This is a genomic window from Dyadobacter sp. NIV53 (assembly GCF_019711195.1).
Lineage (GTDB): Bacteria > Bacteroidota > Bacteroidia > Cytophagales > Spirosomataceae > Dyadobacter.
On the sequence record NZ_CP081299.1, the window covers coordinates 3,731,576 to 3,748,101 of the forward strand.

Annotated in this window: 17 protein-coding genes and 2 pseudogenes; 12 read left to right on the forward strand and 7 right to left on the reverse strand. The window is 39.2% G+C overall.

The genetic code is table 11. The features are described 5' to 3' along the window. The first annotated feature begins 44 nt into the window (after positions 1-44). Positions 45-746, forward strand: coding sequence for a pseudouridine synthase (locus KZC02_RS15160; RefSeq protein ID WP_221394852.1), 702 nt, complete (start codon positions 45-47; stop codon positions 744-746). Between the two features lie 76 nt (positions 747-822). On the opposite strand, the gene KZC02_RS15165 is transcribed toward KZC02_RS15160, so the two are convergent. Both KZC02_RS15165 and KZC02_RS15170 read right to left on the reverse strand, forming a co-directional pair. Next, complete coding sequence (locus tag KZC02_RS15165; protein WP_221394853.1) at positions 823-2,364, reverse strand: Do family serine endopeptidase; 1,542 nt, start codon at positions 2,362-2,364, stop codon at positions 823-825. A 210-nt stretch (positions 2,365-2,574) separates the two neighbouring features. After that, a complete protein-coding gene (locus tag KZC02_RS15170) occupies positions 2,575-3,003 on the reverse strand; it encodes an Hsp20/alpha crystallin family protein (protein WP_221394854.1) in 429 nt (142 codons plus the stop codon). 284 nt (positions 3,004-3,287) lie between these two features. Between KZC02_RS15170 and KZC02_RS15175 the strand changes: the two genes are divergently transcribed. Both KZC02_RS15175 and KZC02_RS15180 read left to right on the forward strand, forming a co-directional pair. Beyond that, positions 3,288-4,820 (forward strand): sensor histidine kinase, encoded by a 1,533-nt coding sequence (locus KZC02_RS15175; protein WP_221394855.1) that lies wholly within the window; start codon positions 3,288-3,290, stop codon positions 4,818-4,820. Between the two features lie 61 nt (positions 4,821-4,881). After that, entirely contained in the window at positions 4,882-5,580 is a 699-nt protein-coding gene (locus KZC02_RS15180) for a LytTR family DNA-binding domain-containing protein (protein ID WP_221394856.1), read from the forward strand. A gap of 2 nt (positions 5,581-5,582) precedes the next feature. Here KZC02_RS15180 and rnc read toward each other — a convergent pair whose 3' ends face one another. The 3 genes and pseudogenes from rnc to KZC02_RS15195 all read right to left on the reverse strand — a co-directional run bounded on the left by rnc (position 5,583) and on the right by KZC02_RS15195 (position 7,879). Then, positions 5,583-6,329: a ribonuclease III gene (rnc, locus tag KZC02_RS15185; RefSeq protein ID WP_221394857.1), complete on the reverse strand. Its 747-nt coding sequence runs from the start codon at positions 6,327-6,329 to the stop codon at positions 5,583-5,585. A gap of 14 nt (positions 6,330-6,343) precedes the next feature. Continuing rightward, a pseudogene (gene fabF / locus KZC02_RS15190) lies at positions 6,344-7,596 on the reverse strand (beta-ketoacyl-ACP synthase II). A 46-nt stretch (positions 7,597-7,642) separates the two neighbouring features. Continuing rightward, a complete protein-coding gene (locus KZC02_RS15195; protein WP_015813362.1) occupies positions 7,643-7,879 on the reverse strand; it encodes an acyl carrier protein in 237 nt (78 codons plus the stop codon). Between the two features lie 229 nt (positions 7,880-8,108). Here KZC02_RS15195 and kdsA point away from each other — a divergent pair, with 229 nt between their 5' ends. From kdsA to KZC02_RS15215, 4 genes are all read left to right on the forward strand, one after another. Beyond that, positions 8,109-8,921: a 3-deoxy-8-phosphooctulonate synthase gene (kdsA, locus tag KZC02_RS15200; RefSeq protein ID WP_221394858.1), complete on the forward strand. Its 813-nt coding sequence runs from the start codon at positions 8,109-8,111 to the stop codon at positions 8,919-8,921. Beyond that, positions 8,918-9,664, forward strand: coding sequence for a phosphatase PAP2 family protein (locus KZC02_RS15205; protein WP_229254360.1), 747 nt, complete (start codon positions 8,918-8,920; stop codon positions 9,662-9,664). The genes kdsA and KZC02_RS15205 overlap by 4 nt, the downstream gene beginning before the upstream one ends. A gap of 68 nt (positions 9,665-9,732) precedes the next feature. Beyond that, positions 9,733-10,197, forward strand: coding sequence for a GyrI-like domain-containing protein (locus KZC02_RS15210; protein ID WP_221394859.1), 465 nt, complete (start codon positions 9,733-9,735; stop codon positions 10,195-10,197). 42 nt (positions 10,198-10,239) lie between these two features. Continuing rightward, on the forward strand, positions 10,240-10,773 hold the full coding sequence (locus tag KZC02_RS15215; RefSeq protein ID WP_221394860.1) for a DNA-3-methyladenine glycosylase I: 534 nt from the start codon (positions 10,240-10,242) through the stop codon (positions 10,771-10,773). A 9-nt stretch (positions 10,774-10,782) separates the two neighbouring features. On the opposite strand, the gene KZC02_RS15220 is transcribed toward KZC02_RS15215, so the two are convergent. Both KZC02_RS15220 and KZC02_RS15225 read right to left on the reverse strand, forming a co-directional pair. Next, entirely contained in the window at positions 10,783-11,598 is an 816-nt protein-coding gene (locus KZC02_RS15220; protein WP_229254361.1) for a glycerophosphodiester phosphodiesterase family protein, read from the reverse strand. A 92-nt stretch (positions 11,599-11,690) separates the two neighbouring features. Next, positions 11,691-12,608, reverse strand: coding sequence for a PfkB family carbohydrate kinase (locus KZC02_RS15225; protein ID WP_221394861.1), 918 nt, complete (start codon positions 12,606-12,608; stop codon positions 11,691-11,693). 228 nt (positions 12,609-12,836) lie between these two features. On the opposite strand from KZC02_RS15225, the pseudogene KZC02_RS32500 reads away from it, so the two are divergent. The 5 genes and pseudogenes from KZC02_RS32500 to KZC02_RS15245 all read left to right on the forward strand — a co-directional run. Beyond that, a pseudogene (locus tag KZC02_RS32500) lies at positions 12,837-12,932 on the forward strand (DUF5618 family protein); the annotation flags it as partial. 62 nt (positions 12,933-12,994) lie between these two features. Next, the gene (locus KZC02_RS32505) at positions 12,995-13,222 is read left to right on the forward strand and encodes a DUF5618 family protein (protein ID WP_255637483.1); all 228 of its coding nucleotides are present in this window, start codon (positions 12,995-12,997) and stop codon (positions 13,220-13,222) included. 77 nt (positions 13,223-13,299) lie between these two features. After that, a complete protein-coding gene (cysS, locus tag KZC02_RS15235; RefSeq protein WP_221394862.1) occupies positions 13,300-14,802 on the forward strand; it encodes a cysteine--tRNA ligase in 1,503 nt (500 codons plus the stop codon). 3 nt (positions 14,803-14,805) lie between these two features. Then, positions 14,806-15,327: a DUF192 domain-containing protein gene (locus KZC02_RS15240; RefSeq protein ID WP_221394863.1), complete on the forward strand. Its 522-nt coding sequence runs from the start codon at positions 14,806-14,808 to the stop codon at positions 15,325-15,327. Beyond that, a complete protein-coding gene (locus tag KZC02_RS15245; protein WP_221394864.1) occupies positions 15,311-16,342 on the forward strand; it encodes a M28 family peptidase in 1,032 nt (343 codons plus the stop codon). Before KZC02_RS15240 ends, KZC02_RS15245 begins: the two co-directional genes overlap by 17 nt. Positions 16,343-16,526 lie beyond the last annotated feature (184 nt).

Here is a 16,526-nt window from a genome sequence, read left to right on the forward strand (position 1 = left end):
AGAAAAAGGCGGGTATTAAAAAGCGTAAACCGGAAAATCAGGAAATGAGGCTGAACCGGTATATTGCTAATGCCGGTATATGTTCGCGCCGTGAAGCTGATGACCTGATTGCTGCCGGACAAATTTCGGTTAATGGCAAAGTTATCACAGAAATGGGGCATAAAGTGTTGCCTGTTGATGTAGTAAAGTATGGTAAAAAAGCATTAAATCCCGAAAAACTGGTTTATGTGCTGATCAACAAACCAAAAGATTACATTACCACAACGGACGATCCGGAAGAGCGCAAAACTGTTTTGGATCTGATTAAAGGTGCATGTTTCGAGCGCATTTATCCTGTTGGCCGTCTGGACAGAAATACGACGGGTTTACTACTCATGACTAATGATGGTGAACTTGCCGAAAAACTGACTCATCCGTCTGGAGGTATTAAAAAAATATATCAGGCAGAACTGGACAGGGCAATTACGAATGACGATTTTGAAAAACTTCAGCATGGACTTGAACTGGAAGACGGTTTTATTCATCCCGATGAAGTAGGAATTGTTACGCCGGATGCAATGGTTGTAGGCTTGGAAATACATAGCGGACGCAACCGTATCGTACGCCGTATGTTTGAACATCTGGGTTATGAAGTTCAAAAACTGGATCGCACGGTATTTGCTGGATTGGATAAAAAAGACCTGCCACGTGGAAAATGGAGATTCCTGAGTGAAAAAGAAGTAGTCAGGCTGAAATATATGCTCTGATTTTAAACACAATATAAGTAAATGGCCCGTCCGGAAATTCCGGACGGGCCATTTACTTTATAACTTACTTCCGGTTTTACAACCTGAATCCGAATGAGAAAACATCATAGGGGGCATCCGCATATAATCCTTCAAACTGCACCATTGAATCCTCTTTGCCAGCAATAGCAGTTTCAAATTCTTTCACAGATTTTATTGCTTTGCCATTCACCTTGGTAATAATGAAGCCCTCTTCAACACCGGAGCGGGCAAGTTTACCACCATCAACAGACAGCACTTTCACCCCGCCATCTACTTTGTAACGAACCAGACGTTGTTTTTCCTGATCAGAAAGATTACCAAACTGAGCACCCAATGCGCTTTTTACAATGGCTGTTTCATCACGTTTGATTGGATCTGCCCCGCCAGTACGGTTTCGTAATGTAATGCTCAGATCTTTCTCACTTCCATCACGATTAACTGTAACGTTCACCTTATCGCCAGGTTTGTGCAGGCCGATAGCTTGTTGTAATTCAGGAATTGAATGAATATTCATACCATCCACCTTTACAATTACATCGCCTTTATTTACACCACCGGATTTAGCGGCACTGTTTTCAGTAAATTCTCTGACATAAACACCATCATTTACTTTTACTCCGTATTCTTCGGCTTTACGGCTATCCAGGTCTTCCAGAGAAATACCCAGGTATCCGCGTTGAACATTTCCAAATTTGATCAGGTCGCTTGATACTTTTTTAACGATACTGGACGGAACAGCAAACGCATATCCTGCAAAACTACCGGTAGGACTTGCAATGGCAGTGTTAATACCAATCAATTCACCCTTAAGGTTCACGAGTGCACCACCACTATTACCAGGATTTACTACTGCGTCTGTCTGAATAAAAGATTCCAAAGGTGAATCGCCGGCAGTTGCAGCAGTAGGTGTTACACCATTACGACGGCTGGATTGTCCGATAATACCCAGTCCACGTCCTTTTGCACTGATAATACCGGCGGTAACAGTAGATTCAAGGTTAAAAGGATTACCAACTGCAACAACCCATTCCCCAACTTTAACAGCATCAGAACTTCCAAAAGCAATGGCAGGAAGATCTTTCGATTCAATCTTGATTACCGCTATATCTGTAGACGGATCAGTACCAATCACCTTTGCCTTTAATTTTCTTTTATTATGCAAAGTTACTTCAAGCTCCTGAGCACCTTCTACTACATGGTTATTGGTCACGATATAACCGTCAGCCGAAATAATAACTCCCGAACCGGATGCTTCTGCAGGCTGTGATCTTCCTCCAAAATCTTCACCCATGCCGCCTCCGCCAAAAAAGTCGCGTAACATGTCTTGCATATCATTTTGTCTGCCACTGCCACGTGTTTGTGTCATAGTTGATTTAATATGCACAACAGTAGGTGTTGTAGCTTCCGCCGCATATACAAAATCACCTGGTGCACCAGCCGGAGCTCCTGCTGACGTAAAACGTGCTATTGACTGTGAAGGAGCTTCTTTAAAAATTACATCTGTACCGTTATCTGTACTTAATAGCTTAAAGCCGGCAAGAGTTGATGCACTCGAAATCAACCCAACCAACACTAAACCTTTCCAATTTGTTTTCATAGACTATGTTGGGGTTTTATTTTTGTGAATGAATAACGCAATTTAAATGACAATCTATTCCCGTATCCTGCTCATTTAACATATTTTAACAAAGATATGGAATATCATAATTTACTAAAATACTTCTTCTTATTAAAACAATTTCTATGAATACTGGTTCATAAAAAAAGGGCGTCATCCTAAGAATAACGCCCTTATAAAATTTAAATTTTAAGCAATTTCAATTTCACGAGCTGGTTTTTCTTTTGCTTCTTCACGTTTTGGCAAAGAAACACTTAGAATTCCGTCTGCATAATTGGCTGCAATTTTTTCACTGTCAACAGTAACAGGCAAAGTGAACGTACGTTGGAATGAAGAATATTTAAATTCCTGACGTGTATATTTTCCGTTGTTTTCTTCTTCTTTCTGCTCTTTCTGTGCTGAAATAGTCAATTGATTTTTTTCAACATTTAATTTAAAATCAGATTTCTGCAAGCCGGGAGCCGCAACTTCAATTTTAAAACCTTCTGTATTTTCAACAACATTCACTGCCGGAACGCTTCCTGAAAATGCAGGAGCATATAATTCATTTAATAGATCTTTTCCAAAAAATCCGTTGAAGTGTTTAGGCGCGAATTGTGTTTTTACTAATGTGCTCATTGTTATGGTATGTTTGTGTTTTTAGATTTTTATTCAGTTACCCCTTTCGGTATATAGACCAACTAACAACTTTTGTACCTCTTAACTAAGACTCAAAAATATCAGACATAATGTCCGATTTGTCTCATTTTAATTAATTTATTATGACAAAATGTCTTTTTTGTATTTACAAAGTTAGCGGCAATCCAATTTCTTGCCTATTCAAACCATTTTTAAATCTATTCAAACCATTTTTTCTTTCCTGACAATCCTGTGATTTAGTTTTGATGAAAAATCTATTAGCCATGAAAGAATTACAAATTGTTCGGAGATATGAAGGAATTTTGATCTTATGCTCGACAGTTGCCTACGTAGTAATAAGCCTGATGAAAAATGCTTATGATTTTGATAATTACATTCATATGGCAAGATATCAAGGCGTTAAAGTCTCAACAATACTCAGTGATTTGTACGACTACAATAACATTACTGACTACAATATTCCAATTTCGTTCTCAGCGGTTTTTACACTTCTGGCCTGGTTCCTGTTCCATTATTTCACCTTTCCTAAAATTCAAAAGCTGGGATGGAATAATATGACACTCGGATACCTGGCCCTGACTGCCGTGCTGATAGTGCTCAGTTCTTATGTGCTGAAATATTATCCCGAATATTTTGATCACAGAAGGACTGAAACTGGTGAAATTATAGGCTTCAAAGTGTATTCTGAATACAGAATCCTTTCGGTCGTGACAGCAGCTATGTCGACATTTACACTGATTTGTATTTATGAAATGCTGGCTCAGCTATTTTACAAAATCTATGAAATAGATAACTTTTCAAAACCAATCTATTACATCATTTTGTTATTTATATTGATGGCAGACCTGCTGATTATTTTTAATTCTGCATTAGCCATTTTATTCAAGTCCTTCGGGTTGCAACAATTTTTAAGTTTTATTTTAGGAGCAATAGTCATCGTTGAATTGCAAAAATATTTCTCATCAAAAGTCACGCACAGACTGCATACTTCTAAAACTTCCGAATTATACCTTGCCAATCTGGCCATATATCTAATGTTATGTTTGGTTGGTTCCGTTCTCGTTTGGGGACAATTCTCGAACTTTGGCCAGTCCGTAGAACCAAAAGTTTTTTATCCAGCCACTTTTATTTTGTTTGTCCTGGCTCCAATACTGATATCTTACATTGGCCAAAAGGAAAAAAATGTTTTGCAAACCACCATCTCAAATAAATCAGCAGAACTTTCCAATCTTCGTTCCCAAATTAATCCGCACTTTTTATTCAATGCATTAAACAGCTTGTATGCCACTGCATTAAAGGAAAACAGTGAAAAAACGGCTGATGGAATTCAAAAATTGGGAGATATGATGCGCTTCATGCTGCATGAAAACAATCACGAACGAATTCCACTGACCAGTGAAATCGCATATTTACACAATTACATCGACCTGCAAAGAATGAGGCTGGATGAAACACAGAATATTGAGATCAGGGTAAATATTCAGGAACCAGCGAAGGAAATTTGTATCGCACCAATGTTATTAAATCCGTTTATAGAAAATGCTTTTAAACATGGAATCAGCTTGTTACATCCTTCCTGGATCTACATTACATTGACTCTCGATGCAGATCATATATACTTTAAAGTACATAATTCGCTCCATATTCAGTCTGGAAATGATCCGGAGGAAAGCCACAGCGGAATAGGATTAGAAAATGTGGAGAGACGGTTAAAGCTCATTTATCCTGGCAGGTACAATTTACATATTCAAAGGTCTGCTCAGGATTACTTTGCTTCGCTAACTTTGAATTATTAGAAAGCTTTAGCCATTTGCTGATAGAGATACAGATCAATTTGAAGCCTTAACCTCTCTAATTATGAATATCAGCGCAATTGCCATCGACGATGAACCGAAAGCCTTAGAAGTTGTAAAACTGCATGCTGCAAAAGTTCCATTTTTAGATTTGAAAAGTTGTTTCACCAATGCATTCGAAGCAATTCCTTATCTTCAGAAACAAAAAATTGACCTGATATTTTTGGATATCAAAATGCCGGATATTTCCGGAATCGATTTTATTAATTGTTTGCAAAAAGTGCCCATGGTTATTTTCACAACCGCTTATTCGGAATATGCGGTTCAGGGATTTGAGCTTGATGCGCTTGATTATCTGCTCAAACCTTTTTCATTGGCCCGCTTTACAAAATCCTGCAATAAAGCATTGGAGATTCATACACTTCGCAATGGAGAACGTCAGAATTTTATTTTTGTTAAAACAGGATACGAAGAAGAAAAAGTATTTTTAGAAGAAATCTTTTATGTAGAAGCAGAAGGAAATTATGTTTCTTTTATTCTAAAAAATAAAAAAATATTAAGCCGCCAATCACTTGTGCATGTTGCGATGATCTTACCGGAGCACCAATTCGTACGTATTCACCGGTCATTTATAATCGCCATAAATAAAATCGAAAGGATCTCAAAACAAGAATTGCTGGTAGCAGGTGTAAGCTTGCCGGTTGGAGCATCCTATGAAGAAAAAGTAAATGAGATCCGCGAGAGGATTAAAGAAAGGAAATAGACTTATTTCAATTCCAGCAATAAACAAGCCTGCTCGGAAGCAGATTGCTCAGCTTTTTTCTTGGTAAAACCATTTCCGGTTGCAAAAGGCTCATCGTTAACTAAAATCTGGGAAATAAATTCTCTGTGATGGCGGGTTCCACGTTCTTCAAGAATTTCGAAGCGGATTTCTTTACCCTCTCTTTGTGCCCATTCGATAATAAGGCTTTTGAAGTTTGCATTGTTCTGGATAATACTATCCAGGTCGTAATGCGTAATAAGTTTGCTGATTATAAAAGTACGCGTAAAACGGAAACCTTTGTCGAGATAAATAGCTCCTACAAATGCTTCCAGCGCATCCCCATACATAGATGAACGGGGTGACATACCACGCCGGTTGCCATCATATTCAATCAGATTATCCAGCCCGAGCTTGCGTGAAATCTGGTTAAGCGATTCACGGTTTACTATTCGCGACCGGATCTCTGTCAAAAAACCTTCGTCTTTGTAAGGATATTTTGTAAAAAGAAATTCAGCCACTACCATTCCCAATACCGCATCTCCCAAATATTCCAGTCTTTCGTTTGACTCACGAAATCCTTTGATGGCGGTTTCCCGGGAGGCAGAAGTATGACGAAATGCTAACTGGTATACACCAAGGTTTGAAGGACGGTCGCCAATCACATGCGCTATCGATTCCTTAAATTTTTTATCCTCAGCACTTCCGGATCTGAAAAGAGAGAGTATCGGTATAAGAATTCGCTTTGCCAAGGTTAAATATTTAATCAGCCCTCATACTTTTTGAAAATGACGGAAGCATTATGACCGCCAAAACCAAAAGTGTTACTTAAGGCAATATTGACCTTGCGTTTTTGTGCGTGATTGAAAGTAAGATTCAATCGTGGATTGATCTCAGGATCATCCGTAAAGTGATTAATTGTAGGCGGGATAACCTGATCGTTAAGTGCCATGATACATGCCACAGCCTCAACTGCTCCCGCACCACCCAGCAAATGACCCGTCATTGATTTTGTTGAACTAATGCTCATATTATAAGCATGTTCTCCAAAAAACTGCTCGATCGCTTTTATTTCCTGTGGATCACCGATCGGCGTTGACGTACCATGTGTATTGATATAATCAATATCTTCAGGCTGAAGTCCTGCATTTTCAAGTGTATTTTTCATCACCATATATGCTCCTCGTCCTTCCGGATGTGGCGCAGTAATGTGATAAGCGTCCGAAGACATGCCTCCACCGATCATTTCGGCATAAATTTTTGCTCCCCTTGCTTTGGCGTGCTCATATTCTTCCAGTATTAGTGCAGCGCCGCCTTCTCCCAAAACAAACCCGTCACGGTCTTTATCATAAGGACGGGAGGCAGTTTCAGGTGAATCATTTCTTTCGGACAATGCTTTTAAAGCATTGAACCCACCCATACCTGCATTGGTGACAGCCGCTTCGGACCCCCCGAAATACATACATTCATCATACCCAGGCGGATGTAAAGAAATGCATCTATCAAAGCATTGGTAGCAGAAGCACAAGCTGAAACAGTAATGAAAGTAGGGCCACGAAATCCGTAGCGGATAGAAATGACGCCGGATGCACTGTCGGCAATCATTTTTGGAATAAAGAAAGGGTTGAAGCGGGGATTCATTCCTCCCGCAGCGAAATTTAAAACTTCATCTTCAAAAGTTTTTAATCCGCCGATTCCAGAACCCCATATTACACCGGCTTTGTCAAGATCAAGCTTATCTGTGTCAAAGCCGGCGTCCTTCATTGCTTCATCTGTTGCAATTACGGCATATTGGGTGAATGGATCCATCTTACGGGCTTCCTGCCGCGGAATGTAATCATTGATATCCAAACCTTTTACCTCGCAGGCAAAACGGGTACGAAACCTTTCTGCATCAAACCTGGTAATAGGCGCAGCACCGCTAACACCTGCAACCAAATTTTTCCAAAAGGTAGGAACATCATTTCCAACGGGCGTTATAGCGCCCATTCCTGTGATTACAACTCGCTTAAAACTCATAAAATAGGGGACAGAAAGAAGATGATAACTGTAAAGGAAACCTGAATTACTTCACGTTTTCTTCCAGATATGCAACAGCCTGACCAACAGTACCAATGTTTTCTGCCTGATCGTCCGGAATAGAAAGATTAAATTCTTTTTCAAATTCCATAATCAATTCAACGGTATCTAGAGAGTCTGCTCCCAAGTCGTTCTGGAAGTTTGCTTCTGGCGTAACCTCCGACTCTTCTACGCCGAGTTTTTCGACGATAATTTGCTTAACTCTTTCTGCAATTGCTGACATTTTATAATCACTTTTTGGTTAAAATCGGGACAAAGAAAGATATTTCAGTTCACTTTGTCAAAATTTTTTTAACCCTATCAGAATTATTGCATCTATTTGGGGGTAAATAAAAAAACAGGAAATCAAATGCTTATGCTCTCATATTCCAATAAATCTACTTATTACCTAGAGAACATTATGGATAACTGTACATTCGCAAAACTTTTGACAACGATTGAACTATAAAAATATGATTCACATCCCCAAATTAAAAAATACAGATTCCCCTCTTTTTTTTCTGATGGCCGGTCCATGCGCCATAGAAGGGAGAGATATGGCACTGCGAATTGCCGAGCATATTGTTACGATTACAGACCGTATGCGAATCCCTTATATTTTTAAAGGGTCGTACAGGAAAGCAAACCGGACCAAGGTTGATTCATTTACCGGAATTGGTGATGAAAAGGCTTTAAAAATATTAAAAGAAATCAGTGACACTTTCGGCATTCCGGTTGTAACTGATATTCATGAATCGCACGAAGCTGCATTGGCGGCTGAATATGTTGATGTTTTGCAAATTCCGGCTTTCTTGTGCCGCCAAACCGAATTACTGGCAGCAGCAGCACGAACCGGAAAAGCCGTAAATGTAAAAAAAGGCCAGTTTCTTTCAGGGGCATCAATGAAATTTGCTGTTGAAAAAGTAAATGAAGTCAATCCTGAATGCCAGGTTTTACTGACTGACCGTGGTAATAGTTTTGGTTATGGCGATCTTATTGTCGATTATCGTAATCTTCCTGAAATGAGCTCTTTCGGCGTACCTGTTATTATGGATTGTACACATTCATTACAGCAGCCTAACCAAAGTTCAGGTGTTACAGGAGGCAAACCTAAATTAATTGAAACCATAGCAAAAGCAGCCATTGCTGTAGGAGCGGACGGGCTCTTTATCGAAACACATTTTAATCCTTCCGAAGCTAAATCGGATGGGGCAAATATGCTTCCTCTGGATCAGCTGGAAAAACTTTTAGAAAGACTTGTTCGTGTTAGAGAAGCAATATTATGATGGTAATGGTTTACGTTACGGCTAAAAAAAGAATAAGCGGAGTTTTAAAAAAAACATCCTGCTTTACATTTAATTTCAGTAGTAATTTATTTTTCTTATTCATACTATGCTCAGTTCAGTTCACATTTTGTACTGAATCTTTTGCCCAGGAGCAAGATTCCACACTTTGGGTCGTAAAGCCTGCGGATGCAATTGCCCCGGTTTCACTGGCTCTGGCCGGGCTTATTACACGTGGTAACATAAGCCGTCGTTTGCAGCACAGCGTTGAAAGAAATTATCCTGATTTTAATACGACCGCAGATGATTATCTGCCATTTTTACCTGCTGCTGTCAGTCTGGGCCTTGCATCCTCAGGCGTAAAAGGAAAACACAAACTGGGGGATCAGATCATACTGGCCCTTATATCAAATGTTATTTCTCAATGCGTAACACAAGGTTTGAAACGGGTTATCCATTATCCCCGTCCACAGGGAGAACGTGATTATGCGTTTCCTTCCGGCCACTCTACTGCTGCTTTTACAAACGCAACTTTACTGCACGAAGAATATGGAGAAAGAAGTGTTTATTATAGCATTGGCGGCTACACAACAGCCAGCGCAGTAGGTGCTATGCGGGTTTTAAACAACAAACACTGGTTAGCAGATGTGTTAATGGGGGCCGGAATTGGCATTGGTGCAACCAAAGTCCTTTACATTAGTTATCCATGGATGCAGCAAACGGTTCGTCGGATGAAGCACAAATAATTAATCCTGCTGACATAAGGTTGTCACCTTGCTGGTTTTAATTTGTGGTCAACAATCTATCAGATATTATGAAAATCAATACAATTCATCCCATGCATGTGCTTTGTTTCGAAACAGAAACAAATTTCCGGGATATTTTTCAGTACGTCCGTTTTGTTGCCCACCGTCTTTACAAAGAGGCAGTAAAAAATGACGTGGAAATTACCGGCCCGGTTTACTGGATTTATGAAGGTGCAGACGGACAGCCAGATACAACTTTTAAACTTACCATTGCTCTGCCGGTTTATTACAAAGAATACGAACTGGCTGGCTCTGAATTTAAGTTGAAAACTTTGGATTCTTTTAGTTGTGTCAGCCGGCAGCATCCCGGAGACTGGAATAAATTAGGTGAAACGTATGGCCAAATGATTACTGAAATTCAGGCAGACAACTTTCCAATGAGTGGACAGAACCGGGAAATTTATTTAAATATGGATTTTGAAAATCCGGTAAGAAATATCACAGAAGTTCAGATTGGAGTCGTTCAGAAATAGTTTTGAACATATTTATTTAAGTTATTATATACCCTCAAAGAAATGTCCTATTGCAATTATATTCAAAATAATATTTCCGAGCAGACTGACTATTTGCTTAACAAACATTATCACGATCATCAGTATGGTTTTTCAATTGAAAGTGATGATGAGTTGTTTGGCAGATTGATATTGGAAATTAATCAGGCCGGCCTTAGCTGGACATTAATGTTACGCAAGCAGGCAGGATTCCGAATCGCATACCATGATTTTTCTATTGAAAAAATTGCAGCTTATAGTGAGGCTGACCGCGAAAGATTATTACAGGATCCGGGAATTATAAGAAACAGGCTGAAAATAAATGCCGCAATTGTAAACGCACAGAAAATTCTTGAATTGCAAAAAGAATACGGGTCATTTAAAGCCTGGCTGGAAGCGCATATTCATTTAACCAAAGAGGAGTGGATAAAACTTTTTAAGAAAACTTTTAAATTTACCGGCGGAGAAATCGTCAATGAGTTTTTGATGAGCACCGGATATTTGCCCGGAGCACATACCGAAGATTGTCCGGTGTATCAGAATTATCTTAAAGCTTAGCTGCTGATTTTACTTTAAATATTCCACCAATTCTGCCGGTTTGTCTGTCTGCAATCCATTTACGCCCTTTTTCAAAGCAGCATTCCAGGAGACAGCACCTTCTTTTGGATCCTGGACATCCAGCCAAACAGATACGCCAAGCTGATTAGCCAATTTCACAAGCTTCGGATCAGATAAATTATCCAGTACACTTATTTTCATTTCTTTTAAAAATAATTCCAGTCCTTCCTCATTGTTCATTTCTTCTGGTAAACTGGTCATTAATGGAACATGAGGTGCGATTTTCTTCCATTCTGCATACTGTTCTTTTTTATTGAGATACACAACAACATGATGTTGCATACCTGCTGCTTCAATTTGTTTCCAGGTTTGTGCTACATCAGCTTCTTTAAAATCAAGATAAATATTAATTTTCCCTTTGCACGTTTGAAGTACTTCCCGAAATTCCGGAATCTTATGCGTTTTCCAGTTCTGGTTAAAAACCTTAAGTTTTTTCACTTCTTCCAGCGTCATCTCACTAATTTTCCCTTGTCCGTTAGTTATCCTGTCTACTTTTGAATCGTGCAGCACAATCAAATGCCCATCTTTGGTTGTACGCAAATCCACTTCCACATAATCTGCACCTGCCACAATTGCTAATTTATACGAAGCCAGCGTATTTTCAGGAACATTGACATGATTTCCCCGGTGTGCTATTACAACCAACGTATGTTTTGATTCAGGCAAGGTCTGGCTAAGTGATTTTGTAATAAAACCAAAATAAACCACACCGACCAGTATAAATGCTGTTACAAATTGACGCATCGGAAGAAGTTCGAAATTCATGAATTCCAAGGAATAAAATTAGTTGAAAATCAAAAAGGCCGATAAAATACAAGAGATTTTACCAGCCTTTTTTAATATTTATCAGCAATTATTTACTGTATTTCAAAACTGGAAAGATTTACAAATTGCTGTACTCTATCATCAATTTCTTCCTGCGTAAGATTTACCAAGCGTTCTGTACCGAATTTCTCAACACAAAAAGAAGCCATAGCAGAACCGTAAATAATGGCACGTTTCATGTTTTCAAAAGAAATATCATCTGTACTGGCCAAATAACCAATAAATCCTCCTGCAAACGAATCACCGGCTCCGGTCGGATCAAAAACCTCCTCTAATGGTAAAGCTGGTGCATAAAAGATTTTTTCTTCCTGGAACAACAGTGCGCCATGTTCTCCTTTTTTGATAATCAGCGTTTTTGGCCCCATTGCCATAATTTTAACAGCAGCTTTGCGCAACGAATATTCGCCTGAAAGCTGACGCGCTTCTTCATCGTTGATTGTCAGCACATCTACCATTCCGATCACTTCTTTTAAATCGTCCAGCATGATGTTCATCCAAAGATTCATGGTATCAAGCATGATTAGTTTTGGACGTTTTGCCATTCTTTCAATTACTAATTTTTGAGTAGCAGGAACCGTATTGCCCAGCATCAGATACGCTGTGGTCTGATACGATTCAGGAATGATAGGATCAAAATGCTCCATAACATTCAACTGCGTTTCCAGCGTGTCGCGTGTGTTCATGTCTTCATGATACCTTCCCGACCAGAAAAATGTTTTCCCATCCTGTACAATCTCCAAGCCTTCCGTATTCACACCATGTTCTTCCAGCAAACCTATCATGCCCTGAGGAAAATCTCCGCCAACAACTGCAACCAGATTATTTTCTTTTGTAAAATAAGAAGCCGATAAAGTAATGTAAGTGGCGGCGCCTCCTATTATTTTGTCTGTTTTTCCGAATGGGGTTTCAAGAGCATCAAACGCGACAGACCCTACTGTTAATAAACTCATAAATTAGTATTGTATTGATTTTAAGTTAGTTTCAGATGTTGTTCTAAATAAAAAACGGTGCGAAGATACGCAAAACGATTGAATAGCATATTTTACATATTGGATTATCATAAACTGTTGGCAATCAATCATTGGTTATTTGCTATTTTTGTCGGCAGCACCGGATATTTTGTAAAAAGATTCTGTTAGAAATTTAATAAACTTCTTCATCAAACTTAATAATTCATTATGGACGCTATTTTAGAAGCAAAAAGACATATCGACAATGCGAAAAGCTTTCTTAGCAATAATGCAAAGAAAGAAGATGGTTTTTATCAGGATCGTAAGTATATCAAAATAGCTGGTCATACTGCATACACTGGTATTCTTCTGGCGTTAGATGAATTATTAAAAGAAAAAAGAAGAAAACCAGAAAAAGTGTTGAATGGTATCAAAAGGAATTATCCGGGCTTAATACAAAAATTACTTCCGATTTTGCTGCTGCATACCAGATTTTACATTTAGATATGGGATATGAAGGCACAAATAGTTCTGAAATAGCAAAATTTGGAATGGGAAAAGCTGAAAAAATAATTGGCTGGGTTGAAAACAGACTTACAAATCATACAAAATGAAAAAACAGCGTTGTTGTCCGGGTTTTTCAAATAAAAAAATTACCCAAAATTGATTTTAAAAAGAAAGTAAAATATACATGGCCGAAGCAACTTACCAGCCGCTCAAGATTTTTAATACACTTACACGAAATAAGGATTTATTCGTCCCACTTGCAGCACCATACGTAGGCATGTATGTCTGTGGCCCAACGGTTTACAACAATGTCCATTTAGGAAATATCCGTACTTTTCTTTCATTTGATATTCTGTTCCGATATCTCACACATATCGGCTACAAAGTTCGTTACGTCCGTAATATTACGGATGTAGGCCATCTTGTGGGTGATGGCGAAGTTGGAGAAGACAAAATCGGTAAAATGGCCAAACTTCAAAAACTGGAACCGATGGAAATTGTTCAGCGGTATACCAATGACTTTCATGATGTTTGCGCTATTTTCAGGTTATTACCTCCAAGTATCGAACCTACTGCAACCGGGCACCTGATCGAACAAATTGAAGCCGTTCAGACTTTAATCGACAAAGGAATGGCCTATGAATCAAATGGTTCCGTTTATTTCGATATCAGCAAATACCAGGCAGCAGGAAATGATTACGGAAAACTTTCAGGCCGGATTATAGAAGATCTGCTGAATGAAACGCGTGATCTGGACGGACAGGCGGAAAAACTGAATCCGCTTGATTTTGCACTTTGGAAAAAAGCCAGTCCCGAACATATTATGCAATGGGACTCGCCATGGAGCCGTGGATTTCCGGGATGGCACCTGGAATGTACCTGCATGAGCGCGAAGTATTTAGGCAAACAATTTGATATTCACGGCGGTGGAATGGATTTGAAATTCCCTCATCATGAATGTGAAATCGCGCAGGGTACAGCCCTTACCAATGTGGAGCCGGTAAGATACTGGATGCACACCAATATGCTGACAGTCAATGGACAAAAAATGTCTAAGTCGTTGAACAATTCGTTTTTGCCTGCTGAATTATTTTCAGGAAACCACGAATTGCTGGATCAGGCATATAGTCCGATGACAGTACGATTTTTCATGCTGCAAAGCCAATATCGCAGTACGCTCGATTTTTCTAACGATGCACTTAAAGCAGCTCATAAAGGATATAAAAAACTGGCTAATGCAATCCGGATTGTAAAACGGCTGACTTATTCTGAAAATCCAGAAATTGAACAGGATGAAAAGAAGAAATCTGAGATCGAAAAATCAATTCAGGGTTTTTACGATGCCATGAATGATGACCTTAATACCGCAGTTGCGTTTGCAAATCTTTTTAATCTGGTAAAATACGTCAATATGCTCAATCTCGGACAACTTGATCCGGGTGTTTTGGGAGAAGAAGTATTCAACGAACTGAAACAAAAATTCGTTGTTTTCTTTGAGGATGTATTAGGCCTGGAAGAGGAACTAAGTGAAGGAAATGCAGTTCTGGATGGTATGCTTAATTTGTACCGTGAATATAAAATGGTACGGAATTACGAAAAAGTCGATGAAATCCGTTCTTATTTCAAAAAACAAGGCCTTGCAATCCACGATACCAAGCTCCGGATTGACTGGGCCTATGAGGAATAAACCATGAGAAATCGTCAGTCGGTATTCGCTTATATTCTGCTGGCCGTATTCCTGTTGGGTGGCGTGGCTTATTTGCTGGCTCCCTGGCTGAATAAAAAATCAGTTTCTCATGAGACTGCGATCAAATCTGAATCACCGTTATCTTCGCCGGCTTTTAAAAAAGAAGGCGAAGTAACTTTTTTGAGTGATGGAAAAATAATCAGGAAAATAGATGTCGAAATAGCAGAAAATGAGATGGAACGCAACAAAGGCCTGATGTACCGTGCCTATATTCCTGATTCTACAGGAATGCTTTTCATCTTCCAGGAAGCCAGGGAATTGGGATTCTGGATGAAAAACACGCATATCCCGCTTGATATTATGTATGCTGATGAGAATAAAAAAATTATTTCCATTCAAAAAAACACAAAACCTTTTTCTGAAGAAAGTCTTCCTTCCAATGGTATTGCCAAATATGCTGTGGAAGTGAATGCCGGTTTCAGCGATCGCAACAATATAAAACCAGGAGATGCAATTTCATTTTAAAAGATCCTTTGCCCAAAAATTATTCCTGGTATTTATTGCTGTAACAGCATTGGATAGCTGTAAAACCAAAACAGATCAGGAAACAACAAATGCTGATGCAGCAATCAAATTAGTAAACAGCCCGGCGTTCAATGCGGATTCTGCATTTCTGTTTGTAAAAAAACAAGTTGATTTCGGCCCAAGAGTACCAAATACCACTGCGCATAAATTATGTGGGGATTATCTGGTGAACATGCTTAAAAAATATGGCCTGGAAGTTACCGAGCAGGATTTCATTGCAACTACTTATGATGGCAAAAAACTGAACGCCAGAAATATAATTGGTAGTTTTAATCCAAAAGCGCCTAAAAGAATTTTGCTGACTTCCCACTGGGATTCCCGCCCGTTTGCAGACCAGGATTCGCTTGAAAAAACAAAACCGGTACCGGCCGCAAATGATGGTGCCAGCGGCGTTGGAATTTTACTTGAAATTGCCAGAACACTTGCCAGCTCGGACAAGAAACCCGATTTAGGCGTGGATATTATCTTTTTCGACGCCGAAGACTGGGGCAATTCTGATAAAGCTACTGACAAATTCAGTGGATATTGTCTGGGTTCGCAACATTGGGCTGCGAACAAACATATACCTAACTACACGGCTTATTTTGGCGTATTGCTGGACATGGCAGGAGCGAAGGGCGCAACATTTCCAAAAGAAGGGTATTCGGTTCAAATGGCAGAAAGTGTGGTGAAAGAAATCTGGGATATTGCCGGTCGGCTAGGCTATGGTAATTATTTTATTGATCAGAGAGGTTCTGCTATTACCGACGACCACGTTCCGGTCAATGAAACGGCCAAAATACCAATGGTTGACATTATTCACACCATCCCAAATAATTTGAGCCAGACATTTTTTAAAGAATGGCATACCACGCATGATACAATGGATAATATTGATCCTAAAACTTTAAAAGCTGTCGGGCAGACATTGGTTCAGGTTTTGTTTCAGGAAGCAGCTGCGGAAACGATTCAGTAAAATGCCAGTTATACATGCACCGTTGAGACACCAAGCCTCGTGAAAAAGCCAGATGGATTAGTTGTGCCACGGATTTGGCCGATTTTATACAATGTAAGAAAATATGCATACAAGTACGTGAACCTTTTCCTTTTGCCGTCTTTGATAAACAACTCAATCTATTTGTTAAAATTCTAAGATTTTT